Below are 24,794 nucleotides of genomic sequence, written 5' to 3' on the forward strand. Positions count from 1 at the left end.
ATTCAGGCGCACAAGGACTGGAAGGAACGCAAAGAAGAAAGTGGGGCGGAAACTGCGTTTTCCCTTGGTGAGTTGATAGACCGCCATATAGCTGCGCAACTGGCGACTGCTGATGCCGTTCGTGCCTGGGATGAGCGGAGGGCAGCCGGCGAGGTTACGAACGTCACCTACGCAAACCGACTGTTGGGCGTTGCGCGGGATGAACAAGCCGGCTGGCTGGCGATCGTCGATTACAGGCCGCGGGGCGATCGGGAATCGAGGCTGAAGCTGACCTATATGGCGGCTTACCTGATTGCAACACGGGGAACACTGAACGCCAACGAGACGAATCTCGCCTTCGAACGCGGCGCGTCGGTTTCGTGACTCTCCCCTTTATGCCGACCCAGATTCATATGCGACGCCACCGGCTCTGCCGACTGGCCTGACGCGCACTGAGGGATAGCGCGGCGGAGACCGCGCCGTTTCCCTCGCCGATCCTTTGCACGGAGATAACGTCATGGAAACGCCAGCGGAAGCTGGTAGGAGTGATTGAGATTCCGGCATGCGCCGATTTCCTGGAGGGAGAAGTTGCTAGTCTGAGGGCCTGCAATGCAGACGCAGACGAACAGATCCCAAGTTGAAGCTGGTCTTTAAGAACAACAAAGGACAACAACATTAGAGAGGCAACAATCACAAAGCCTTCAATCGATACCGGTATCGTAGGAGTTGGGCCGCTTGGAAAAGTAGCAAGACCACTGAGTTGAGCTCCATCATGGACTACCGCACTCTCACTGCATCCGAGCTGACCCATGCGCCCGGTCGATCATGGCATGGTTCTTTAACTTGTAACGGAACATCGGAATGGCGATGTCATGCTGCTTGGCCGCTGCTGATGTCGGCGTTTCCGAAGGTTGCTTCGCCTTGGAATCCTTCACTGTCCAACGCACATCCCGATCCCTCTGCGCGAGCGTGGGGGGCTTGTCCTTCCCCTCATCGGGAACTCAACAGCATTGATCGCTCTTTTTCGCTGATATCTCACGAAATCTCAAATACGCAAGCCCATTACAGATTACAGAGCGAAGAGGGTAAAAACTTCCACATTACGCGCCATCTGTAGTAAAGATTGCAAGGAAACCCCGCGTACGTTCGGTTAGCCTTATTGAACAATTTCGCTTTGACGAATTCGCTGTCAAACCGCTACTCGGTTCCTGCAGCAACTCTTCAACCAAGCGAAGAATCTGGGACGCAACATCGCCAGCCGGGCGACCGATTCGACTAGAGGAGGCGTAAACTTGACTGAAGTATTGCTGTTCATTGATGGTTCCTGGCGCAATGCCAGCTCCGGGGAATTCATCTCAGTGATCAATCCCGTGACTGAAGAGGAAATCGGTCGCATCGGAAAAGCCGCTTCTGCGGACATTGAATACGCGGCGACGGCTGCGGAGCGCGGATTCCACAAGTGGAAGCGTATCGCAGCCATCGACCGCGCTGCCATCATGCATAAGGCGGCAAGCCTCGTTCGTGAGCGCAGCGAGGCTATCGCGCATAGTTTGACGCTTGAACATGGAAAACCCTTGGGGGAGGCTCGCGCCGAAGTCGCCGCGACCGCAGACACGATTGATTGGCACGCGCAAGAAAGCAGGCGCGCCTACGGACGAGTGATTCCAGCACGTGCGCCGGGCGTACATCAGTTCACGGTGATGGAGCCCATCGGCCCGGTAGTTGGCTTCGCGCCTTGGAATTTTCCGCTGATTCAAGCGGTGAAAAAGGTCGCAGGTGCGCTGGCAGCAGGTTGCTCCATTGTTCTTAAGGGTGCCGCAGAAGCACCGTCGTGTTCCGTGGAACTGGTCAGGGCTTTCGCTGACGCCGGCGTTTCGCCTGGCGCCGTGAACCTGTTATTTGGGAATTCCGCTGAAATCTCGGAAACTTTGATTGCTCATCCCGCGATCCGGAAAATTACGTTTACCGGATCGACGCCTGTCGGCAAAAAACTTGCAGCGCTGGCTGGTGCTCACATGAAACGATCGACGATGGAGCTGGGCGGCCATGCACCGGTCATCGTCATGAACGATGCTGATATCGCGGCGGCGGTTAATATCTCTGTCGCCGCCAAGTACAGGAACGCCGGCCAGGTCTGCGTGTCGCCCACCCGCTTCATCGTGCAGGCGGATGTATTTGACGATTTCACCGAACGTTTCGTGGCTGGTGCAAAGGCTGTGAAAGTCGGCGATGGGCTTCAGGCAGAGACCACGATGGGTCCGTTGGCGCATCGCGGTCGCGTCACGGCGATGGAAGAGCTTGTTGTTGATGCCGTCAAACTTGGCGCAACTTTGGCCACCGGAGGTCACCGCATCGGCAACAAGGGCTTTTTCTTCGAACCGACCGTTCTGCTGAATGCTCCCGTTGAGGCCCGTGTCATGAACGATGAGCCGTTCGGGCCGCTCGCCATCATCAACCGGTTCGACCACCTCGAAGAGGCCCTCGAAGAGGCAAACCGGCTGCCCTACGGTCTGTCCGCATACGGCTATACACGCTCGCTGACTGATGCAACTCGGCTCTTCAATGGAATGGAGAGCGGCAGCATTTCCATCAATCATCACAGTGTTGCGCTTCCCGAGCATCCTTTCGGCGGCATCAAGGATTCCGGCTATGGCACGGAAGGCGGGCCAAGCGCGCTCGACGCATTTATGGTCACGAAGGTCGTTTCAATCGCGTCAGTCCACTGACAATCAGGAGGCTGACCACTTGTCGCTTCCGCCCATCGCTTTTGGGAGATTCGCAGATGCAATCCGCCAATATCATCGAACGAATACTAAACGCCCCTCCGGGTTCTGCATTGGCTCTGGCAATGGAGCAGCGAGCCGAAATCCTCCGGCTTAGCCAGGCTAGTCACGATGCCGTCGTTCAGCCAAAGGAACCTGGAGGCCTATCGCATGGCGAGCGCGCGGCCCTTGCGGAACGGATTACCAGGCTAAACAAGGATGACGAACTCGCACGGCACTATCGCGCGTGTTTGAACAGCGCAGGCGCCGATGAGGAGTTGCTTGCCATCGCCGATCCGAACCGGAGCATCGATGCGGGCGAGCGGATGAACGCAATCGTTCGTTTTACCGACCTGGTCACGGTGCACCCGCGCGATGCGACAAGAAGCGATCTCGAAACGCTGAAGACAGCGGGCATGGCTGAGGCAGATATCGTGCGCCTGACGGAACTGCTGGCTTTCGTGAACTACCAGTTGCGTGTGGTGGCCGGATTCAAACTTGCTGGGAGCGTCAAATGAGCAACGCAATCCATGAATTCACTGTAAATGTTCCGCGGTGGTCACCCTATATTACTCCCGTCAGTCTCGATAACGCCACTCAAGAGCAACTAGATGCAATGAAGGTGACGCCCTCGAACAAGAAGATTTCGGAGTACGTGCTAACTCTGGCCCACGATCCTGAGTCACTTGCCGTTCGCTCTCCGCTCTTCAACGCCATTATGTACGGTCGGGAGGGGTTGGCGCCAGCCGAACGCGAACTTGGCGCAATCGGATCCTCGATTGTCAATCGGTGTGTATATTGCGCCGCTGTCCACGGATCGCGCTACAATCAGCTGACCAAGCGCACGGACGTCGTTGAGAAAATCTTTGCCGACGAAACGGAAGCGGAGCTGGATGAATACTCGCAGGCTGTTTTTGATTTCGCCGTCGCGTTGGCGAAATCGCCCCCCGCCGCCAACATAGAGCACATGCAAGCGCTTGAAGGGCTCGGATTCGTGACGCTGGATGCTGTCGATCTCGTTCTCGCAACGGCGATCTTCGGCTGGGCGAACCGACTAATGCATATACTGGGTGAGCCGGTCCACGCGTAATACCGGTACATGCTTTTGGGGGCTGCAGTTCAACAGGCATCCGAGGAGACCGACTTGCCTATCTCGAAGATCCTTGTTGCCAACCGTTCTGAAATTGCCATCCGCGTTTTTCGCGCTGCAAACGAACTCGGTCTGAAAACGGTCGCGATATGGGCGGAAGAGGACAAACTCGCGCTGCACCGCTTTAAAGCGGATGAAAGCTACCAGATCGGCCGCGGCCCGCATCTTGCGCGCGACCTCGGCCCGATCGAAAGCTACCTGTCGATCGAGGAAGTGATCCGCGTCGCCAAACTCTCGGGTGCCGACGCCATTCATCCGGGCTACGGCCTGCTGTCGGAAAGCCCGGAATTCGTCGATGCCTGTGACGCCGCCGGCATCATTTTCATCGGTCCGCGCCCGGCGACGATGCGTCAGCTCGGCAATAAGGTCGCAGCCCGCAACCTCGCCATTTCCGTCGGCGTTCCGGTCGTGCCGGCCACCGATCCGCTGCCGGACGACGAAAAGGAAATCCATCGCCTCGCCACCGAGATCGGCTACCCGGTCATGCTCAAGGCCTCCTGGGGCGGCGGCGGACGCGGCATGCGCGCCATTCGCGATCCGAAGGATCTGATCCGCGAGGTGACGGAAGCCAAGCGCGAGGCCAAGGCCGCCTTCGGCAAGGACGAGGTCTATCTCGAAAAGCTGGTCGAGCGCGCCCGCCACGTCGAAAGCCAGATCCTCGGCGACACCCACGGCAATGTCGTGCATCTGTTCGAGCGCGACTGCTCCATCCAGCGCCGTAACCAGAAGGTCGTCGAGCGCGCGCCGGCGCCCTACCTCTCCGATGCGCAGCGGCAGGAACTGGCCAACTACTCGCTGAAGATCGCCAAGGCGACCAACTACATCGGCGCCGGCACCGTCGAGTATCTGATGGATGTGAACACCGGCAAGTTCTACTTCATCGAAGTGAACCCGCGCATCCAGGTCGAGCACACCGTCACCGAAGTGGTGACCGGCATCGACATCGTCAAGGCGCAGATCCACATTCTCGACGGCGAGGCGATCGGCACGCCGCAATCGGGTGTGCCTGACCAGGCTGACATCCGCCTCAACGGCCACGCGCTGCAGTGCCGCATCACCACGGAAGATCCGGAGCAGAACTTCATTCCCGACTACGGCCGCATCACCGGCTATCGTTCGGCGGCCGGTTTCGGCATCCGTCTCGACGGCGGCACGGCCTATACCGGCGCCTACATCACCCGCTACTACGATCCGCTGCTGGTGAAGGTCACGGCCTCGGGCAGCACGCCTCAGGAAGCGATCAGCCGCATGGACCGGGCGCTGCGCGAATTCCGTATCCGCGGTGTGGCGACCAACCTCACCTTCCTCGAGGCGATCATCGGCCACGAGCAGTTCCGCAACAACACCTACACCACCCGCTTCATCGATACGACGCCGGAACTCTTCCAGCAGGTCCGGCGCCAGGACCGTGCGACGAAACTCTTGACCTATCTCGCCGACGTCACCGTCAACGGTCATCCGGAGGCCAAGGGCCGCCCGAAGCCGCCGGCGGATGCGGCCAAGCCCGTCGTGCCGTTCATCCAGGGCGAAATCCCCGCCGGTACCAAGCAGAAGCTCGACGCGCTCGGCCCGAAGAAATTCGCCGAGTGGGTGCGCGGTGAAAAGCAGGTTTTCCTGACCGATACGACGATGCGCGACGGCCATCAGTCGCTGCTTGCGACCCGCATGCGTACGCATGACATCGCCCGCGTCGCCGGCACCTATGCTCGTGCCCTGCCGCAGTTGTTCTCGCTCGAATGCTGGGGTGGTGCGACCTTCGACGTTTCCATGCGCTTCCTCACCGAGGACCCGTGGGATCGTCTCGCCCGCATTCGCGAGGACGCGCCGAACCTGCTGCTGCAGATGCTTTTGCGCGGCGCCAACGGCGTCGGCTACAAGAACTACCCCGACAACGTCGTGAGGTACTTCGTGCGCCAGGCGGCGAAGGGTGGCATTGACGTCTTCCGCGTCTTCGACTGCCTCAACTGGGTCGACAACATGCGCGTGTCGATGGAGGCCGTTGCTGAAGAGAACCGCATCTGCGAGGCGGCAATCTGCTACACTGGCGACATCCTGAACTCGGCCCGCCCGAAGTACGATCTCAAGTACTACACGGCATTGGCGGCCGAGCTGGAAAAGGCCGGCGCGCACATGATCGCCGTCAAGGACATGGCGGGCCTGTTGAAGCCGGCAGCCGCACGCGTGTTGTTCAAGGCGCTGCGTGAGGCGACCGACCTGCCGATCCACTTCCACACGCACGACACCTCGGGCATTGCGGCTGCGACCGTGCTTGCCGCCGTCGAAACCGGCGTCGATGTGGTCGATGCGGCGATGGACGCGCTTTCCGGCAATACCTCGCAGCCCTGTCTCGGCTCGATCGTCGAGGCGCTTCGGGGATCGGACCGCGATCCGGGTCTCGATCCCGAGTGGATCCGCCGCATCTCCTTCTATTGGGAAGCGGTGCGCCACCAGTATGCCGCCTTCGAAAGCGACCTCAAGGGACCGGCGTCCGAAGTCTACCTGCACGAAATGCCGGGCGGACAGTTCACCAACCTCAAGGAACAGGCGCGTTCGCTCGGTCTCGAAACCAAGTGGCACCGCGTCGCCCAGGCCTATGCCGACGCCAACCAGATGTTCGGCGACATCGTTAAGGTGACGCCGTCGTCCAAGGTCGTCGGCGACATGGCGCTGATGATGGTCTCCCAGGACTTGACCGTCGCCGACGTCGAGAACCCGGCCAAGGACATCGCCTTCCCGGACTCGGTCGTCTCGATGCTCAAGGGCGATCTCGGCCAGCCCCCGGGCGGCTGGCCGGAAGCGCTGCAGAAGAAGGCGCTGAAAGGCGAGAAGGCTTACACCGCCGTTCCCGGCTCGCTGCTGCCGCCGGCCGATCTCGACGCGGAGCGCAAGGCGATCGAGGACAAGCTCGAGCGCAAGGTCGACGACTTCGAGTTCGCCTCCTATCTGATGTACCCGAGGGTCTTCACCGATTACGCGGTCGCGGCCGACACCTATGGTCCGGTCAGCGTGCTGCCGACGCCGGCCTATTTCTATGGGCTTGGACCGGGCGAGGAGCTGCAGCCGGAGATCGAGCGCGGCAAGTCGCTGGTTATCCTGCACCAGGCCAAGAGCGAGCCGGACGAGAAGGGCATGGTCAAGGTGTTCTTCGAACTCAACGGCCAGCCGCGCCTGATCAAGGTTCCGGACCGCAACCGCAGTGCGACGAGCGCCGTGCGCCGCAAGGCTGAGGGCGGCAACGCCGCCCAGCTCGGAGCGCCGATGCCGGGCGTCATCTCGACCGTCGCGGTTCATCCGGGCCAGGCGGTTAAGGCCGGTGACGTGCTGCTCTCGATCGAGGCGATGAAGATGGAAACGGCGCTGCACGCCGAGAAGGACGGCACGATTGCCGAAGTGCTGGTTCGCGCCGGCGACCAGATCGACGCCAAGGACCTGCTGATTGTTTACGAGGCCTGAGGGTGGCCTCTACCTCGGACAGATTCAGCAAATGTAGGGCATCTTCTGTAATGGGCCCTTGCTCGTCAAGTCCCTCCGTGATCATCACGCCGCCAGGATCATGCTTCTGTCCGTGGTCAGCACCAAGACTGCCACACCATGCCATCAGATCCTTAAGCCGGCAGGTCAATCTAGGACGCGTGATTTGCCGAAGCCTTCACAGCACTACTCCCGACCTTGCCAAGCCCTCGTCCCAGCGACGGGACCTCGGAGAAGCAGCGCCGTCGGCGGCCTGCTTCGGTAATCTCATCTCGCCTTTACGGGGCGACAGTATCCTTACCCCAACGGAACGCGCTGACGTCAACCCACATGCGGTGAAGGACGGTCGCGAGTTTGCGGGCGAGCGCCACCTTGGCTCGCTTCATACCGCGCCGCTTCGCCACGTCCAGCGCCCAGCGCTTCAGGGCAGAGAACCGCGTGGCACGCGTCAGCATGATATGCGCCGCTTCATAAAGCGCAGTGCGCACCATGGCATCGCCGACCTTGGTTACTCCGCCGTCGATGTCGGTCTCTCCCGACTGGTATTTCTTGGGCGTCAGTCCAAAATACGCACCGACGGTGCGGGACTTTTCGAACCGACCCGGATCGTCGACTGCCGAGCGATAGGTAATGGCTACCAAGGCTCCAACACCAGGGGCGCTCATCAGCCGTTGGCAGACAGGATCGGCGCGGGTAATCTTCAGCATCGCGCGATGCAGCCGGGTAAACTCGGTCCACAATGCACCCCGTGCCTGCAACATCGCCCCGATCACCGTCCCAAGCATCTCATGGCCTTCGATCAATTCGCGAATGCGCGCCTCGAAACGGCCCCGGCTCACCTCGCCAACCTTGAGCCCGTAACCCCGCAGGATCCCGCGGATGCTGAGCTCGACATCAAGCAGTTTGGCCTGCAAAAGCTTGCGACCGACCAAAAGCGCCCGAACGTCTTGGGCATTCGCAGACTTCGCATGCACTGGGCGGTACCAGCCCATGCGCAGCAATTGTGCAATCCCGCGAGCATCCTTGCGGTCTGTCTTCACGGTCATCGCTGACAGCGCCGCCTTCACATGCCGCGTCTCCAGCAACACCACATCCTGGCCCGCCTCGACAAGTGCAGCGCGCAGCCACTGCGATAATGGTCCTGCTTCCAGGCCGATCGTGACGATCGGCAGCTCCAGATCGGCAAAAAGCTGCAACAGCGCTTCAGGCTCGCTCGCCACTTTCACCTCACGCACGATCTTGCCCGACCCATCCACGACGCAGATGCTGCTCTGTTCCAGCGACACATCAATTCCTGCATAATAGTCCATGGTTGTCCCTCGCTTGATGCTTGGGGCCGAGATCATCGGACCCCGTTTCAACATCATCACTCTGAGGGACAGCCACCTTCTTGGCTATGCGAGGAGTGCCGGCCCATTACGGCATCTAGGAGGAAATGATTATGGCAGAAGCAGCGATCTCACACAAAGGCCATACTAATGATCTGCGCGTAAGACACGCGACCGTTGGGCCGGACGTAATAGACATTGGCACACTGTATAAACTAACCGGTGCCTTCACATACGATCCAGGCTTTACCTCCACGGCGTCGTGCGAATCCAAGATCACCTATATCGACGGCGACGAAGGCATGCTGCTCCACCGCGGCTACCCGATCGAGCAGCTTGCAGAACATGGCGACTTCCTCGAAGTCTGCTATCTGCTGCTCTACGGCGAACTGCCGACGAAGGCGCAGAAGGCTGACTTCGACTATCGCGTCACGCACCACACCATGGTGCACGAGCAGATGTCGCGCTTCTTCACCGGCTTCCGCCGCGACGCACACCCGATGGCCGTCATGTGCGGCTGCGTCGGCGCGCTTTCTGCCTTCTACCACGACTCGACCGACATCACCGATCCGCACCAGCGCATGGTTGCGTCGCTGCGCATGATCGCCAAGATGCCGACGATTGCGGCCATGGCCTACAAGTACCACATCGGCCAGCCCTTCGTTTACCCGAAGAACGACCTCGACTACGCCTCGAACTTCCTGCGCATGTGCTTCGCCGTTCCCTGCGAAGAATATGTCGTCAACCCGGTTCTGTCGCGCGCCATGGACCGCATCTTCATCCTGCACGCCGACCACGAACAGAACGCTTCGACCTCGACGGTTCGCCTCGCCGGCTCGTCGGGTGCCAACCCGTTCGCCTGCATCGCGGCCGGCATCGCCTGCCTCTGGGGCCCGGCGCACGGCGGCGCCAACGAAGCGGCGCTCAACATGCTTGCCGAAATCGGCACGGCCGACCGTATTCCGGAATTCATCGCCCGCGCCAAGGACAAGAACGATCCGTTCCGCCTGATGGGCTTCGGTCACCGCGTCTACAAGAACTACGATCCGCGCGCCAAGATCATGCAGAAGACCACGCATGAAGTGCTCGCCGAACTCGGCCACAAGGACGATCCGCTTCTCGAAGTGGCGATGGAACTCGAACGCATCGCGCTCACCGACGAGTACTTCATCGAGAAGAAGCTCTACCCGAACATCGACTTCTACTCGGGCATCACGCTGAAGGCTCTCGGCTTCCCCACCACCATGTTCACCGTTCTCTTCGCGCTTGCCCGTACCGTCGGCTGGATCGCGCAGTGGAGCGAGATGATCGAAGATCCGGAACAGCGCATTGGCCGTCCGCGCCAGCTCTATGTCGGCGCTCCGCAGCGCGAGTACGTGCCGGTCTCCGAACGCTGATCGGATTGACTTCTGCTCCACCCGACCCGAACTCTTCCCAGAGGGGCCGGCCCAAATTCCGGCGGATACGCACATTGAACGGCGACTTTCGAGACGCTGGGTTGAGTGGCATCCGCGGGGAAAGGGTGGGTTATAGATGCGGGTTTGCGTCAAGGAGCTATAGAACGGCAGATCACCCATCGCTTGAAGCGATTGGAATGATCCTCCAATACAATTGGATATGAGCGAACGAGCTTTCTATCCTTCCGGCTAACAAGCATTTTGCGAGGGCAGCCAGCATGACACAGTACTCCGCCGCTTCAGGCCCAAGACCTTTAGGTAATTGCGTTCCAGGCATCGTATTAGTTTCGGTGATTACGGCGTCTGCGTATGGTCTGCGCAACCTCCCCGTTGTCTCGTCGCTCAGCCCTATGATCACGGCGATCTTTCTCGGTATGGTTTTTGCCAACGTCGTTGGTTTCTCGTCTTCTGCCGACGCTGGCGTTGCCCTCGCGGGAAAAAAGCTCCTGCGTGTGGCGGTTGCCATGCTCGGGCTGCAATTGACATTCTCGCAAATTGCCAGCGTCGGCCTCACAGGCTTGGCTTTTGCCGCATTTGTTGTGGCTTCCACGCTGCTATTGACGATATGGGCTGGGCGGCTTTTGGGCGTCGATCGAAAGCTGTGTTTGCTGCTGGCTACGGGGACCGCCATCTGTGGCGCGTCGGCGATTGCCGGCGCGAACGCCGTAGCCCGTGCGAGAGACGAGGATGTTTCCTATGCGGTCGGCTGTGTCACCTTGTTCGGCACCGTCGCAATGTTCCTGTATCCTCTCCTGCAAGGCTTGCTCGGTTACGATCCGCAGTCGTATGGATTGTGGGTCGGGCTTACCGTGCATGAGGTTGCCCAAGTGGTCGGCGCGGGATTCCAAGGTGGAGAACAGGCGGGGCAGGTCGCTATCCTCTCGAAGCTTACCCGCGTTATGATGCTCGCGCCCGTGGTGGTTGCGCTCGCTCTCTACGTCGCTCGATCCCAGGGCAACTCGGAGGGCCGCCAGGATATGAAGCAAGTCATCCCGGTTTTTATCGTTGGGTTCGTCGCGCTGGTGATCCTCAACAGTACTGGCTACGTCCCCGAACAAGCGCGGGCACCGTTCATAACAGCGACGCCAGTGCTTCTCACTGCGGCAATGGCAGCGCTCGGATTGGGGACGAGCTTCGTCCAGCTTAAGCAGAGGGGCTTCCGGCCATTGCTTCTTTCCTTTCTCGCCTCGTCGTACATTGCAACAGCAGGTCTGTTACTCGTTAGCCTCGCCTCTTGAGCGCACACATCGTGATTTCGGAAATGTGAAGTGACGCTCGAACAGCTTCGAATATTTCTTGCGGTGGCGCATCGGGAGCATGTGACTCGAGCAGCCGAAGTGTTGAATCTGACACAATCTACTGTCAGTGGCGCTATTCGCGCGTTAGAAACGCGCCCCGGCCGATCTCGACGCGGAGCGCAAGGCGATCGAGGACAAGCTCGAGCGCAAGGTCGACGACTTCGAGTTCGCCTCCTACCTGATGTACCCGAGGGTCTTCACCGATTACGCGGTCGCGGCCGACACCTATGGTCCGGTCAGCGTGCTGCCGACGCCGGCCTATTTCTATGGGCTTGGACCGGGCGAGGAGCTGCAGCCGGAGATCGAGCGCGGCAAGTCGCTGGTTATCCTGCACCAGGCCAAGAGCGAGCCGGACGAGAAGGGCATGGTCAAGGTGTTCTTCGAACTCAACGGCCAGCCGCGCCTGATCAAGGTTCCGGACCGCAACCGCAGTGCGACGAGCGCCGTGCGCCGCAAGGCTGAGGGCGGCAACGCCGCCCAGCTCGGAGCGCCGATGCCGGGCGTCATCTCGACCGTCGCGGTTCATCCGGGCCAGGCGGTTAAGGCCGGTGACGTGCTGCTCTCGATCGAGGCGATGAAGATGGAAACGGCGCTGCATGCCGAGAAGGACGGCACGATTGCCGAAGTTCTGGTGCGCGCCGGCGACCAGATCGACGCCAAGGACCTGCTGATCGTCTTCGGCGCCTGAGTCGATCAGGATTGTTCGATTGTTCACCAACGATCAAAGATGAAGGCTCGCGCCTAGCATAACCGACGTGAGCATCCTGATTTCCCTGATGTGGCGCTTGATTGCGATCGGGCCGCGAGCGAACGCCGTACCAACCTTTGGCGTCCCTACAACTTCCCGACTTCTAGATCACGAGATCACGTCCCACACAAATGGGACATGGTATCGCTGTGACACATAAAGCGCCGCGCCGCCGCTTCTCCGTCGAGTGGGCCTGCAAGCTAGCAAGCGGCCGAAGAATTCAGACATCAGGAAAGACAAAACTCTCCGCTGTCGAGAAATGTGTTCAGCATCTTTACATGTGGGGCAATATCGATTTTTGCCTCCCTGAGCCAGGCATCGTCATAATACGTCGAAGCGTAGCGGTCTCCGCCATCGCAGATGACGCTCACGACAGAACCCGATTGACCTTGTTCCGCCATGTTGGCGGCGATCCAGCACACACCGTAAAAATTGGCGCCGGTCGAACCGCCCACGCGTCGTGAAAGCCTTTCCGACAAGACGTGCATCGCAGCAAGAGAAGCCGCATCCGGCAACTTTATCATATGGTCGATGACCGCCGGCATAAAGGACGGCTCGACCCGCGGACGTCCAATCCCCTCGATTCTTGACGGACTCGGGCATCTCGCCTTTAGGTTGCCCGTCATATATGATTCGTAAAACGCTGAATGCTCGACATCAACGACACAAAGGCGCGTGTTGAGGCTTCGATACCGAATGTACCGGCCGATTGTTGCAGAGGTGCCGCCAGTGCCGGCGTTCATCACAACCCAGTCCGGCTCGGGATTGTGCTCAAGCGCCATTTGGCTGAAGATGCTTTCTGCAATGTTGTTGTTGCCACGCCAGTCGGTAGCCCGTTCGGCATTGGTAAACTGATCGAGGTAGTGTCCGTTGACATCGCGGGCCAGCTCCTCGGCCACCTTGTAGATAGAAGCCGGATCGTCAACGAAATGGCAACGCCCTCCCGAGCGGGTTATCGCGTCGATCTTTTGCGTGCTTGTTGAACGATGCATGACGGCGATGAACGGCAATTTCAAGAGGTTGGCAAAATATGCCTCGCTCACCGCTGTTGATCCCGAAGAGGCCTCTACCAGCGTGGTACCTTCGCGTATCCACCCATTGCAAATGCCGTATAGGAACAGCGACCGCGCCAGCCGATGCTTCAGACTTCCCGTCGGGTGGGTGGACTCGTCCTTAAGATAAATCGAGACTCTGGGAATTCCTTGGAAGGCCAGATGAACCAAGTGCGTATCGGCTGACCGGTTGGCATCTCCGCGCAAAATTCCAGTTGCCCAGCGCGTCCAACCCCTGTCATGACCGACGGTAGGCAATGGCATCGTGTCATTCCAGAGAAATGTTTCTGGTTTCAGCATTGTTCAATCCAAAGCGATAACTGCTTCGACCTCTACTTTTGCGCCCTTTGGAAGAGCCGATACCTCAAACGTCGCGCGTGCCGGGTACGGGGGTGTGAACGCTGCGCCGTAGACCTCGTTGATTGGTGTAAAGGCCGTGAGATCGGTGAGCAGGATGGTCGTCTTCAAAGTATTAGCCAGACGGGTACCGGCCGCTTCCGCGATCGCCCTGATATTGGCCAAACACTGCCGCATCTGATCCACAGGGTCATCGCTCGCAAAGTTGCCGGTGGCCGGGTCGAGACCGAGCTGGCCTGAAACGAAAAGCAGGTTGCCGTGACGAACGGCTTGAGAATATGGACCAATTGCTGCCGGGGCCGCTTCTGTCGCGATTGACTCAATCATGAAGGTTCCTTTTGTACACGCGTTGACGCAAGCGGATTTTGACCGCGCCGAAAACCTCACTCGCTGGCCGGCGGGTTGTCCAAGGGGACGTCGCCAAGCATCTCCGGCTCGGCATATTCACTAAAGTGCGCATAGGTAGCGTCGACATCCTCCAGGAAAATCGACCTTGTAATGCCCCGAACGACCCGGGGCACCGAGTACTTGAAGCCGCTAATGGCGGAAGCAGAAAGACCCATGCTGACGAGTGCGCTGTAAGTGAAATTGAATATGCGGGAGAGATAGGGAGCATCGCCGCGTTTGTCTATGAACTCGAATCCCGGTCCCAGATACGGATGGCAGCCCGCCTGAGCATCGTGCTCGTCAGAGGGTGGAGTGAAACAGTCCCTCCAGAGGGCGATGTACTCGGCCACATTCGCAAGCTCCGGTCTCAGTTTGAAGTCGGTGATGAAGCCGACGGCAACAATAAGAAAATCTGCACGAAGCGTGTCGCCTGAGGCAGTCACAACTTCAATCTCCTCACCGTTCCCGTCATCTACCAAGCGCACCGCTTTCCAGCCGGCATTTTGCCGTATGCAGGCGCCAGGCAGGGCCGAAAGGCGGTTGTAGGCATCCTGAGGGGCGGGGATATTATGCCGGAACATGTGGCGCATGAAGCGCCACTTCGAAAGGTCGTCCATGTCTGCGTAATGGTTGAGGAAGCCGGCTCTGGCCATCCACATTTGCGGATTGATGCGTTGAATTGCTGCGCGTCGAATACACACTGTCGCTTGCCGTGCTCCGGCTTCAAGTGCCGTCGAGGCGTTGTCGAATGCAGACGCACCAGCCCCGAGGACTGCAACACGTTTTCCCGCGAGCTTCGCAAAATCGATTGTGTCGCCGGACGACGCATATCGCTCTCTAGGAAGAGACGTCGCGATGAACTCTGGAACGTGCCAGGCGCCACTTCCGTCAATGCCTGTCGCAAGCACAACGCGGCGCGCATAGACGAAGTCCGCATCTTGCCCCGCCCCTCGTGCGTCAAGCCGATTAATATCAACCCGGAAAATCTCTCCTTCCGGCTTGATCGACGATACCTCTACAAGGTTCTCCACTGGAAGGTTCAGCGCGTCCCGGCACCAAGACAAGTAGTCCTGCCAGTCTTCCTTCGGTATCTTTCCAAGTTCTTCCCACGCCTTCTCACCGTAACGGGCCGTATACCATGCCTGGGGAGACAGGTTCGGCAGCGTCGGATCGATTCCTGGAAGATGTTTAAGCGTGCGCAGTGTTCGCATCCGAGCGGTTGTGTTCCATGGTCCTTCCAGACCCCGCGGCTGCCGATCGAACACAACAATGTTGTCGACGCGTTCCCGCAATAGACCTGACGCGATAGCTAGGCCGCCCTGACCGCCGCCGATGATCACGACGTCATAGACATGCCGGCCGCTCTCATGCCGATATGGAATTACCCATGGTTCGTGAGGAAACCTGAGTACGTGAAGGTCCTCACGCACCCGGCTGGCAAGAGCCATAAGCTTTTCGTTTTGCAAGGAGTAAGCGTTCATCGGATTCCCTTCTGCATGACTGCGCCCGTTGATCCTTCGTGAGTGCCCGAACCGACCTCCACCGGTCCATTCAGCATCGCAATCACGGGCCGTATCTGATCGGTTATTGAGACTTAACATACGCTGGAAGACCGTACAGTGACTTCCAATCTTCAGGTCTTATCGACCGACTGCGTTGAACCTCTTCCAATCTACCTGGAAGCCATGGAAGATTTTACCCTTTGGCGACCAAGCCGTGGATATTTCTATCCTGAGATGGTGTCTTTGTAGGCTGCAGTCATTGCCATGTTACTGGAACAACAGGCTGTTGCGATATATCCGGATTCCCGCGTCATAGGCTTCAAGAGCGATCGGCCGCAGCGGGTATGGCGACGACGATCGAAGGGGTAGGGGGCTCTCCACGGCTTCGCCCAACGCCATTTTCGCCAGCATCGTGCCGAAATAGGTATTCGGAGCAATTCCGCGGCCATTGCAGCCGATCGTTGCCAGGATCCCTGGTCGGGGCTGGACAAGGTGCGGCAGGCGGTCGACCGTTTGTCCGATCGTGCCCGACCAGCGATAACCCCACTTAAATTGCGGGGCAAACGGGAAGACAAATTTCATTGCTCTCGTGACCCAGCGGTCACCCTCAGCGTGCAGAGGGAGAAACCCAATTGAGCCTACATGCAGGCGTCCCTCCGGATCATACCGGAACCAGAGCGGAATTTTATGAGTGTCCCACATTGCGATATAGTGCGGCAGAATGCGCTCACGCCACTCCTTCGGCAATGGCTCGGCAGTGGCGATACCAAAAGCCCCGAGCGGCATAATCTCTTCCTTGAAACCCGGCACGAGATCATCACTGTACGCATTTGTGGACAAAACAATCTTGTCCGCGGTGATCGTCGTTTTACCGGTCGTTGCCTTCCACCGATTATTGTCAGGCTCCAAGGAAGTGACCTTGGAGCCAATCGCGAGTCGGAGTCCTTTCGCCACCGCAACGCGCGCCAGGCCGCGAACATAGGCAAGCGGCTGTATGGTGAAGCCGCGATGATCGATAAGTGCAGCCTTGTAGCGCGTCGACCCGTTCATTTTCTCAAGTGTCGAGCCGTAAACCATCTCCACCTTGGCGCCGAGGGATTGCCAATCGGATGTCTGTTTTTCCAGATCGCGCGTTTTGGCCGCTGAAGTGGAGCAGCGCACAATCGGTCGCTCATCCCTGTTGCACTCTATGTTGTGCTTGCTTATCATCTCCCGTACAAGGTCCGGCGCGCCACCGAGATCCTTCAAGAATCGCGGACCGTATTCAGGACCCAACGTCCCCAGTATCTTCTCAGGCGAAAGGAACTGGCCGGGATTGACTTGCCCTGCATTTCGTCCGCTGGCCCCAGAACCGATATCCTGCGCTTCGACGAGTATGACCTTTGCGCCTTTTTCGGCACAATAGAGGCCTGCCGTCACGCCATTGAAGCCGCCGCCGATAATCAGGACGTCGCATGATTCAGCCGGGGCCAGGCTGACATGGTCGGGCCTGGGGCCGCCGGTGGCTGACCACATGCAGTCTTCGATCCTTGGTTCCTGGCCGCTGATAAAAGGTCTGTCGCCGTTGAACATTTCAATCCTCTATACTCGGGTGCGATTCCTCACGGGCGCCTTGCCGTTCTTCAAAGCTCAGGGCCGAGCCCTAGATTGCCAGGTGAGTCAATATTCTGCGTTCCAAAACTGTCACGGCACGGGTAATCGGGAACGCAATGGCGAAGTAGATCAAGGCCGCAGCGGTCAATACCTCCACCGGATGGCCAGTGCGGTTGGATATGTTTTGGCTCACAAACATCAGATCCGACATTCCGACCGCGGATACCAGCGCGCTTTCTTTGAAGAGGCTAGTACAGTTTGAAAGAAGCGTGGGCGCGGCGCGGAGCAGAGCTTGTGGCAGCACGACGTACAAGGTTTGCACGCGATATGAGAGACCAAGGGCAATGCTGGCGTCATACTGCTCGTTGTTAACGAAAGTGAACGCGGCCCGAAACGTCTCACATGTCACCGCGCCCATATATAGGGTGAGAGCAATGATCCCGCAGGTTAGATTAGACAGCTCGATACCAAGGATCAGCGGCAGACAGAAAAAGATCCAGAACAGTTGAATAAGCACCGGGGTGCCCCGGAAAAGCGCTACGTAAACGGTGCTGACATAGCGCAAGATCCGGCTACGAGATGTTCTGGCAATAGCAAGCAGGAAACCTAGCACGGTACCGAGAATGATGCAGATAGCCGTTAGCTTCAGCGTAGTCAGAAGGCCGAAGAACAGTGCAGCCTTGAAGTCAAATGGAATGGAGAAATCCAGGCTCATGGCGTTTCCTTAAGATCTGACGATGCCGCGGCGTCGTTCCAAAAACTCCACCAGCTGTGAAACGGGAAAAGAAATAGCGAAATAGATCAGTGCAACCGTCGTGTAAGTCTCGATCGGTCGGTAGGTGTCCGTTGCCAACATCTTGCCCATGTACATCAGATCCTGAAGCGCTACGATCGCAACCAGAGCCGTTTGTTGGAAAGCGCCTATGCCATTGGCGACCAGCACGGGAAGGGATGCGCGAAAAGCCTGCGGCAGGACTACATAGATAGTGCGTTGTGTCGGCGAGAGACCAAGGGCGATCGTAGCGTCAAGCTGCTCGCGCTGAACGCCTTGAATAGCCGCCCGGTAGGCTTCCGCATTGAAGGCCGCCAGGTTGAAGCCGATGGCGAGAATGCCCATCGTCAGCGCATCGACGTAAATGTCGAAAATGATTGGCACGCAATAAAAGAACCAGACGATCTGGATAAGCGCAGGGGTGCAACGGAAAAATTCTATAAAGAGGGTAACGGGCCAACGGATTACTGGGTTGTCGCTCATGACTAGAAGCGCGAGGACAAAACCGAGCGACAGTCCTATCAGGTTAGCGGCGATCGTCAGCTTGAGCGTGATAGCCAGCCCTTGCATCAGGGGGCCGAGGCCCTCGACGATATAGAAAAGATCGATGTCGTAATCCACGCTGAGGTCCTTACTGTTCGCCGATATGGAAGACGCGCTGGATAAATTCCCTGGTTCTCGCTTCTTTCGGCTGGCCGAGCACCTGCTCAGGCGGGCCATCCTCTACGACGATGCCTCCAGCACAGAAAATGACGCGTGAGGCGACGTTTTTCGCAAAGTGCATGTCGTGTGTGACAACCACCATTGGCATCGACTGTTTCGCAAGCGCAATGATCACTTGCTCGACTTCGGCAACCAGTTCCGGATCCAATGCCGAGGTGACCTCATCGAACAACATCAGCTTCGGATCCAACATGAGTGCACGCGCGATCGCGACGCGTTGCTTTTGGCCACCTGAAAGATGGGCGGGATAGGCCTTCATTTTTGCCTCCAGCCCAAATCGGCACAAAAGGGCGTGAGCGCGCTCTTCCGCTACTTTACGTGATTCTCCACGGACTTTGATTGGGGCAAGCACCAGGTTTTGCATGACATTGAGATGCGGGAAGAGGGTGTAGTGCTGAAATACCATCCCGATCTGCCGCCGGATCTGTTTATTGATCGTTGTGCGGCTAAGGGAATCTGACGTGATGTATTCCTTGCCCTGGAAGAGAACCTGGCCGCTGTCGATGTTTTCCAGGCCCATCAGGACCCTGAGAAGCGTGCTTTTGCCGCCGCCGCTAGGTCCGATAACCACAACTCTGTCTCCTGGGTTCATCTGGATGTTCAGCCCTTGCAATACGGGCTTTATTCCGCCTGCATAACTTTTATGCAGATCCTTCATTTCCATAAGAAAATTAGAATGCGCCATCTATGCGCCCTTTCTGAAAGCAGCGCCGAGGCATCCACGCCCCGGCGCCGGCGTGACCTACTTAGTTTCGTGCGCGATCGCTTTCTTGATCAACTCATCGATATGGCCCGTCACCAAATTGTCGGTGATGAAGATATCGAGGACTTGAAGGTCGGCGGGCGACGTATCGCGCCGAAGACCAAATGACACTCCCCGCTTGTCGAGAGCGGGAGTTGGTCTGAGGACTACCGCAGTCTCGGCGTTGGCAGCCGCGAAGAGGTCGTTAGCGGCAGATGTATCGAAAACGATATCGGCTCTTTTCGACATCATCGCAAGGCGGATTTCGTCGGGGCCAGGAAGGCGCATAATGGTCGCGTTTTTGACGGCGGATGTGAGATATTTGTCCTGGGCGGTGCCGGACGATACGGCGATGGTTACACCAGCCTTATCGACGTCCGCCAGGCCCTTCGGTTCTGAAAGTTTCGGGTTGGCCTTGTTATAGACGAATGTCGATTCAGTGGCGGATACGTTCTTGGAAAATGTAATCGACAAGGCTCTCTGCGGCGTAGCCGTCAAAGCCATGGCAAGATCCCATTTTTTTGCCTGGAGGCCGGCCACCATGTTGTCCCAAGTCGTGTCCACGAATTCGGGCTTGACTTTCAGTACGTCCGCAAACTCGCGGCAAAGATCAACGAAAAATCCCGAATACTCGCCGGTTGCCGGGTCTTTCATGATGTAAGGAGGCGCTTCCGCAGTGCCGCATCGCAGCGCTCCAGCCTTCTGTGCCGCGCTCCACACGCCGTCTTCTGCGGCATACGCCATTGTTGAACTCGCCAGCGCTCCAATGAGGGCAAGAGCCGGCAGCGCGCGGAGGTACATACGTCGATTTAGCATTCTGAAGTCTCCCAGTGAGCGCTGGCCAAGCGCGGCTAATCCGAGCGGGTCGCTCGGTGGCCTAGTTCGGTTCCCGTGTCGATGGCGAAGACGTCGCGACTTCTAGCTGCTCGCTTGTCCTTAGGGCTCTTCGTGGTCCCCTTCGGCGCCTCTCGATTATCAAAACACTAGCACCGGAATTGAGGAAAACAATTGCAAAGATTCAACTCAATCGCAGCTTGACATAAAAGATACTTCTACGATGATACGTAAAGGAGCAATTCGCTGCTAGATTGAGGTTTTCGGTATGTCTAATTCTTCTAAACAGGATCGCACTCCTCGTCTGGATCAAATCGATCGCCGGATCCTTGCAAGACTTCAGCGTGATTTAACTCTGCCCGTTGGCGAACTGGCGGAGCAGGTTGGGCTGTCGATGACGCCTTGCTGGCGCAGGATTCAGCGTCTGGAACAGGATGGTTTCATTAAGAAGCGGATCGCCATACTGGACCGCCGGCTTTTGAATGCCAAAGTGACCGTGTTCGTGGCGATCAAGACCCGAGAGCACTCAATGGACTGGATTGAGCGCTTTCACCAGGCCACGCGTGATATGAGCGAAGTGGTGGATATCTATAGAATGAGCGGCGAGGTCGATTACCTTATTCGAGCCTACGTTCCCGATATCGAAGCGTATGACGCTCTATACAAGAAGATCATCGCGAAACTGCCCATCGCTGACATCACGTCGATGTTTGCCATGGAGGAAATCAAATCCACGAGTGAAGTTCCGCTGCAATTTCTTGCCGACTAGTGTCGCCTGTCCCCTGCAGGCGCTTCTGCCCGGCCGGACGCCGACACGCTAAGTAATGTCGGGCTCAACGATCGTTCGGCCGTCGCCCTGCGTTGAGCCGTCGATCGCGGCTTGCTGAATTTCTGGTGCCGCGAAGACGGGCTGACCTCTCGACTATCTGCGCAAGCGGGCGCACCGCTGCCCATGTTCGTGTGCTCATCGTGCTCACCTCTGAATGACGCGTCCCCTTTCTTAAAGTTGCGGCTCGGCCTCGCCTTGATTGCCACGCGCTGCGGTGCGATTGCGGCGTCTTCACAAGGCGTCGATGGTGGCGGCTGCTCTTTTCCGCATATCTGCTGGCAGCCATCAGCACGCGCGATCTAAATTCATAGCGCAATGGCCGTGGTTCCCGACAAGTCACATCCTTGAACGTCGGAAGGCTTGAACCGAGTTTCCCCTCGGTCGCCGTCCCAGTCGAGGTCCGACCCGGCTCCATACGTCAATTCTAGAAGGCCGGGAGTTCGGTATTGCTGGCGCAAGGGCTGGTTCTTCGATTGCGCCGAACGATCGGGTCGGCATCACGGAAATGGCGCGCCAACTCGGTCGTCACCGCTCGACGATCTATCGCGAGATCAAGCGCAATACATGCCATAACCGTGAGCGCCCGAATATATCTGCTTGCGCCGTTCGACAAGTCGTTGGTCATCGATTGAAAGTCTTCTAAACGGTACACGGCTTATGCACTGCCAACATGTTTCGAAAGTCGGACGCCCTCTGTGCAGCCTGTGCTCCGGCAAAAAGAGCGGTCCCGACAACGGCAACATCGACGCACAGTTCCTTCAATCGATCGAAGTGTTCCGGCCCGATCCGTCCATCGACAATCGTGTAGAGACCGTCTGGGCGCGCAGCGAGCCGATCAAAAGCACGAGCGTCGAAATCACCACCGCCGGCGGGCGCCGTAAGTAACAGGCAGCCCTCGGCGATGTCGAGCAGCGGATTAAGTGCCGAAACCGGCGTCGTATGCCGAAGCGCCGCGTAGACTCTCACGCCATGGCTTTGAATGTCGACCGCCAGTTCGCGGAAATTATGTTCCGCTTCCACGTGGAGAGCAATCGAACGGACGCCCATTTCCGCAATCCGAATCGCGGTTGTCCTTGGCTTGGCCACCATCAGGTGGATGTCCAACGGGACCCTGGTAACGCTCGAGAGGTCGCGGATGAACCGAAGATTCAACCCGAATTCTGGTGCGAACATCCCGTCCATTACATCGAGATGGAAGGACTCCACGTAGGGGGCTACCGCCTCAATCTCCTCGACAATGAGCAAAGGATCAGCCGCATAGAGCGACGGCGACAGAGCGGTCATGTTGCCGGAGCCCATGCGGCTTCGCGGAGCTTTGGCAACGACCAATGCGAGACAGGCTTCGGTTCCGCGCTGCAATAACCGTGCTGAAAGACAGCGATCCGGTCACAAATCTCCATCAGTTCTTCCTCTTCGCTAGACACGACGACAATGCACCTGCCCTCATTAGCCAGCCCGTGAATGATGTCATAGATGTCGGACTTCGCCCCGATGTCGACGCCCTTGGTCGGCTCATCCAGGAGAATGAGATCGGCGTCCTGTTCGATAATCCGGCCAAGCAGAACCTTCTGCTGGTTGCCGCCCGACAGGGATTTGACGGCGCCGCCGAGGCGCCCACGAGTACCGATTGACACCAGCGTGCGTTCTGCCGAGGCGCGGGCGCCGGCTAGATCAACAAGACCCCCGCGCCGGTACCGGGTGAGCGTCGAAAGGACGACGTTCTGGAAGGATGACATTAGGGGAATGAAGCCGTCCATCTTGCGCTCCTCGGTGAGGAAAGCGATGCCGGTCTCGATCGCCTTCTGGGGATTGCTCGGGCTGTATGGCTTGCCCGCGAGCTCCACCGTCCCGACCGTGACATTCTCGACGCCATACAGAGACCTGAGGAACCGCGTCCTTCCCGACCCCACAAGCCCGTAGAGTCCGAGCACCTCTCCCCGCCGCGCTTCGAGGTCGGCGCCCTTCAGGCGTTGGCCGCCAAGCCCGCGAACCCTGAGGAAAACGTCGCCCGCCGGTCGCACTTCGCGGGAGTTCGCTACATGCTTTCCATGGGCGTCCCCGACGATAGCACCGACGATGGCCTGTTTGCTTACCTCCGTACTGGCGGCATGGTAGACGACGCGGCCACCGGAAAGCACTGTGGCCTCGTCGCAAACGGTGAGCACCTCATCGAGCTTATGCGACACCAAAACGATGCCGATGTTGCGCTCCAGCGCGATTGATCGGACGTGTGCGAGAAGCTCAGCGGACTGCCGTCCGTCGAGTGCGGTCGTCGGCTCGTCAAGAAATAGGAAGCGAGCCTTGCCTTCCAGGTTCGCGATCACTTCGAGGAGTTGCTTCTCGGGATGAGAGAGACCTTTCACCTTGCGGGTGACATCGATCGACAATCCGTATGTTGAAAGTAGGCGGGAGCTATAGCCATTCATCTCCGAAGTACATTTGAAGCCGTTCAACGTGACCTCGCGGCCAAGAAACAGGTTCTCCGCCACCGTCAGGTTCGGGATCAGTCGAAGCTCCTGGTAGACGCAGCCGATCCCCTTCGCCAGCGCCTCTCTCGGCGACGACAGGCTCAGCGCTTCACCGCCGATCGACAGCGTCCCTTCGTCCTGCGGCTGCGCGCCAGCCAGGATTTTCAGAAGCGTGGATTTGCCGGCACCGTTGTGGCCGAAGAGGCCGTGGATGGTGCCGGGTTTCACCTCGAAGTCGACGCCGTGCAGCACACCGACGCTGGCGAACGCTTTGGTGATGCCTTCGGCCTTGTAGCTCTCGAATTCGGACATGACTGGACCTCCCGTGACCATATCGCGCGGCCCCCAGGGGCCGCGCGACGGAGCAGATGTTAGTAGGCCTTGTCGACCGTTTCGGCGGCGTTGTCCTTGCTGACCAGCAGCGGCGGGCTGTCGATCACGGGCTCCAGCTTTTCGCCAGCAAGGGACTTCTTGATGTTCTCCACCTGGATCTGGGCGAGCTTCGCGGGCTCCTGGATGGCGCCAGCCTTAAGGATCGTGTTGTCCTCGATGTGCTTCACGCCCAGCTTGTCCACAAAGGCATAGAGCGTGACGTCGTCACGGCCGAGCTGCTGGATCGCAGCGATCGCGCCGAGGGCTGACGGCTCCGTGTCGGAATAGACGACCGTGATTTCCGGATTGCCCTGGAGCATTTCCGTGGTGACCTTGAGCGAGGTTGTTTCCTCGACCTTGCCGTTGACGAGCGCCACGAACTTAACGTTCGGGTTTGAAGCCAACGCCTCCTTGAAACCTTCGTCGCGCGCGTTTGCCGCGACCGAAGTGGGTTCGCCGACGATGCCGATCACGGCCTTACCGTGCGCACCGATATCCTTAAGAAGTTGCTGGCCGATGTAGACGCCGCCTGCCTTCTGATCGGTCTGAACCGCCTGCTCGACCTTGAGGCCTTCCGCCTTCAGGCCTTCCGGATCCGGAAGAAGATTGATGGTGAAGACCGGGATTTTCGCCTGGTTGAGCTCCGAAACCGACGCGACGCAGGGGCCGGACGAGACGCAGTTGAGTGCCACGGCGGACACGCCCTGCTGAATGAGGGTCTGGACCTGCGACAACTGCTTGGCGTCGTCATTGTCGGCAATCAGCACGCGGACCTCGAAGCCCTGGGCGGCGCCATTTTCCTCGAAGCTCCTCTTCATCGCGACGTAGTATGGATTGGTAAGGTTGGGCAGCGCCACACCAAGAACCTTCTGTTCCTGGGCGTCGGCGGCCGAGGCTGTAAGCGCCAGCGACAGGCCAAAGGCAGCCCATGCGGAATTCCTCCAGAGAGTCTTCATCTTCTCCTCCTTCT

Annotated in this window: 21 protein-coding genes and 2 pseudogenes; 10 read left to right on the forward strand and 13 right to left on the reverse strand. The window is 58.6% G+C overall.

Going from position 1 to position 24,794, the window contains the following annotated elements:
* Positions 1-75 precede the first annotated feature (75 nt).
* A complete protein-coding gene (locus AC1Z3V_RS32495) occupies positions 76-363 on the forward strand; it encodes a hypothetical protein (protein ID WP_483504377.1) in 288 nt (95 codons plus the stop codon).
* Positions 364-767: 404 nt separating this feature from the next.
* On the opposite strand, the gene AC1Z3V_RS32500 is transcribed toward AC1Z3V_RS32495, so the two are convergent.
* On the reverse strand, positions 768-914 hold the full coding sequence (locus AC1Z3V_RS32500; protein ID WP_483504210.1) for a hypothetical protein: 147 nt from the start codon (positions 912-914) through the stop codon (positions 768-770).
* Between the two features lie 357 nt (positions 915-1,271).
* Between AC1Z3V_RS32500 and AC1Z3V_RS32505 the strand changes: the two genes are divergently transcribed.
* From AC1Z3V_RS32505 to pyc, 4 genes are read left to right on the forward strand one after another with little or no spacing between them, the layout of a single operon-like run.
* Complete coding sequence (locus AC1Z3V_RS32505; RefSeq protein ID WP_483504211.1) at positions 1,272-2,705, forward strand: NAD-dependent succinate-semialdehyde dehydrogenase; 1,434 nt, start codon at positions 1,272-1,274, stop codon at positions 2,703-2,705.
* A 56-nt stretch (positions 2,706-2,761) separates the two neighbouring features.
* Complete coding sequence (locus AC1Z3V_RS32510) at positions 2,762-3,259, forward strand: CMD domain-containing protein (protein WP_483504212.1); 498 nt, start codon at positions 2,762-2,764, stop codon at positions 3,257-3,259.
* Positions 3,256-3,831: a peroxidase-related enzyme gene (locus tag AC1Z3V_RS32515; protein ID WP_483504213.1), complete on the forward strand. Its 576-nt coding sequence runs from the start codon at positions 3,256-3,258 to the stop codon at positions 3,829-3,831. The genes AC1Z3V_RS32510 and AC1Z3V_RS32515 overlap by 4 nt, the downstream gene beginning before the upstream one ends.
* Before the next feature lie 54 nt (positions 3,832-3,885).
* Positions 3,886-7,344, forward strand: coding sequence for a pyruvate carboxylase (gene pyc / locus AC1Z3V_RS32520; RefSeq protein WP_483504214.1), 3,459 nt, complete (start codon positions 3,886-3,888; stop codon positions 7,342-7,344).
* 296 nt (positions 7,345-7,640) lie between these two features.
* Here pyc and AC1Z3V_RS32525 read toward each other — a convergent pair whose 3' ends face one another.
* Positions 7,641-8,672 (reverse strand): IS110 family RNA-guided transposase, encoded by a 1,032-nt coding sequence (locus AC1Z3V_RS32525; protein WP_483504215.1) that lies wholly within the window; start codon positions 8,670-8,672, stop codon positions 7,641-7,643.
* A gap of 125 nt (positions 8,673-8,797) precedes the next feature.
* On the opposite strand from AC1Z3V_RS32525, the gene gltA reads away from it, so the two are divergent.
* The 3 genes and pseudogenes from gltA to AC1Z3V_RS32540 all read left to right on the forward strand — a co-directional run.
* A complete protein-coding gene (gltA, locus tag AC1Z3V_RS32530) occupies positions 8,798-10,087 on the forward strand; it encodes a citrate synthase (RefSeq protein WP_483504216.1) in 1,290 nt (429 codons plus the stop codon).
* Positions 10,088-10,365: 278 nt separating this feature from the next.
* Positions 10,366-11,385, forward strand: a complete 1,020-nt coding sequence (locus tag AC1Z3V_RS32535; protein ID WP_483504217.1) for a YeiH family protein — start codon at positions 10,366-10,368, stop codon at positions 11,383-11,385.
* 157 nt (positions 11,386-11,542) lie between these two features.
* A pseudogene (locus AC1Z3V_RS32540) lies at positions 11,543-12,133 on the forward strand (biotin/lipoyl-containing protein); the annotation flags it as partial.
* A gap of 287 nt (positions 12,134-12,420) precedes the next feature.
* On the opposite strand, the gene AC1Z3V_RS32545 reads toward AC1Z3V_RS32540, so the two are convergent.
* The 8 genes from AC1Z3V_RS32545 to AC1Z3V_RS32580 all read right to left on the reverse strand — a co-directional run bounded on the left by AC1Z3V_RS32545 (position 12,421) and on the right by AC1Z3V_RS32580 (position 20,137).
* Positions 12,421-13,545, reverse strand: a complete 1,125-nt coding sequence (locus AC1Z3V_RS32545) for a PLP-dependent cysteine synthase family protein (protein ID WP_483504218.1) — start codon at positions 13,543-13,545, stop codon at positions 12,421-12,423.
* Between the two features lie 3 nt (positions 13,546-13,548).
* Positions 13,549-13,929, reverse strand: coding sequence for a Rid family detoxifying hydrolase (locus AC1Z3V_RS32550; protein WP_483504219.1), 381 nt, complete (start codon positions 13,927-13,929; stop codon positions 13,549-13,551).
* A 56-nt stretch (positions 13,930-13,985) separates the two neighbouring features.
* Positions 13,986-15,470 carry an FAD/NAD(P)-binding protein gene (locus tag AC1Z3V_RS32555; protein WP_483504220.1) on the reverse strand — a complete coding sequence of 495 codons (1,485 nt, stop codon included), beginning with the start codon at positions 15,468-15,470 and terminating at the stop codon, positions 13,986-13,988.
* 288 nt (positions 15,471-15,758) lie between these two features.
* Positions 15,759-17,063 (reverse strand): NAD(P)/FAD-dependent oxidoreductase, encoded by a 1,305-nt coding sequence (locus AC1Z3V_RS32560; RefSeq protein WP_483504221.1) that lies wholly within the window; start codon positions 17,061-17,063, stop codon positions 15,759-15,761.
* Positions 17,064-17,133: 70 nt separating this feature from the next.
* The gene (locus tag AC1Z3V_RS32565) at positions 17,134-17,799 is read right to left on the reverse strand and encodes an amino acid ABC transporter permease (RefSeq protein ID WP_483504222.1); all 666 of its coding nucleotides are present in this window, start codon (positions 17,797-17,799) and stop codon (positions 17,134-17,136) included.
* 9 nt (positions 17,800-17,808) lie between these two features.
* A complete protein-coding gene (locus AC1Z3V_RS32570; protein ID WP_483504378.1) occupies positions 17,809-18,426 on the reverse strand; it encodes an amino acid ABC transporter permease in 618 nt (205 codons plus the stop codon).
* A gap of 61 nt (positions 18,427-18,487) precedes the next feature.
* On the reverse strand, positions 18,488-19,264 hold the full coding sequence (locus AC1Z3V_RS32575; protein ID WP_483504223.1) for an amino acid ABC transporter ATP-binding protein: 777 nt from the start codon (positions 19,262-19,264) through the stop codon (positions 18,488-18,490).
* Positions 19,265-19,321: 57 nt separating this feature from the next.
* Positions 19,322-20,137, reverse strand: a complete 816-nt coding sequence (locus tag AC1Z3V_RS32580; protein WP_483504224.1) for a substrate-binding periplasmic protein — start codon at positions 20,135-20,137, stop codon at positions 19,322-19,324.
* A gap of 322 nt (positions 20,138-20,459) precedes the next feature.
* Here AC1Z3V_RS32580 and AC1Z3V_RS32585 point away from each other — a divergent pair, with 322 nt between their 5' ends.
* On the forward strand, positions 20,460-20,924 hold the full coding sequence (locus tag AC1Z3V_RS32585) for an Lrp/AsnC family transcriptional regulator (RefSeq protein WP_483504379.1): 465 nt from the start codon (positions 20,460-20,462) through the stop codon (positions 20,922-20,924).
* A 547-nt stretch (positions 20,925-21,471) separates the two neighbouring features.
* Positions 21,472-21,573: pseudogene (locus tag AC1Z3V_RS32590) on the forward strand (helix-turn-helix domain-containing protein); the annotation flags it as partial.
* A gap of 50 nt (positions 21,574-21,623) precedes the next feature.
* On the opposite strand, the gene AC1Z3V_RS32595 reads toward AC1Z3V_RS32590, so the two are convergent.
* The 3 genes from AC1Z3V_RS32595 to AC1Z3V_RS32605 form a co-directional block, all read right to left on the reverse strand.
* A complete protein-coding gene (locus tag AC1Z3V_RS32595) occupies positions 21,624-22,268 on the reverse strand; it encodes a hypothetical protein (RefSeq protein WP_483504225.1) in 645 nt (214 codons plus the stop codon).
* Positions 22,265-23,704, reverse strand: a complete 1,440-nt coding sequence (locus AC1Z3V_RS32600; RefSeq protein ID WP_483504226.1) for a sugar ABC transporter ATP-binding protein — start codon at positions 23,702-23,704, stop codon at positions 22,265-22,267. Before AC1Z3V_RS32600 ends, AC1Z3V_RS32595 begins: the two co-directional genes overlap by 4 nt.
* A 119-nt stretch (positions 23,705-23,823) precedes the next feature.
* The gene (locus AC1Z3V_RS32605) at positions 23,824-24,780 is read right to left on the reverse strand and encodes a substrate-binding domain-containing protein (protein WP_483504227.1); all 957 of its coding nucleotides are present in this window, start codon (positions 24,778-24,780) and stop codon (positions 23,824-23,826) included.
* Between the last annotated feature and the right edge of the window lie 14 nt (positions 24,781-24,794).

The organism is Ensifer sp. 38_S197 (assembly GCF_056924495.1).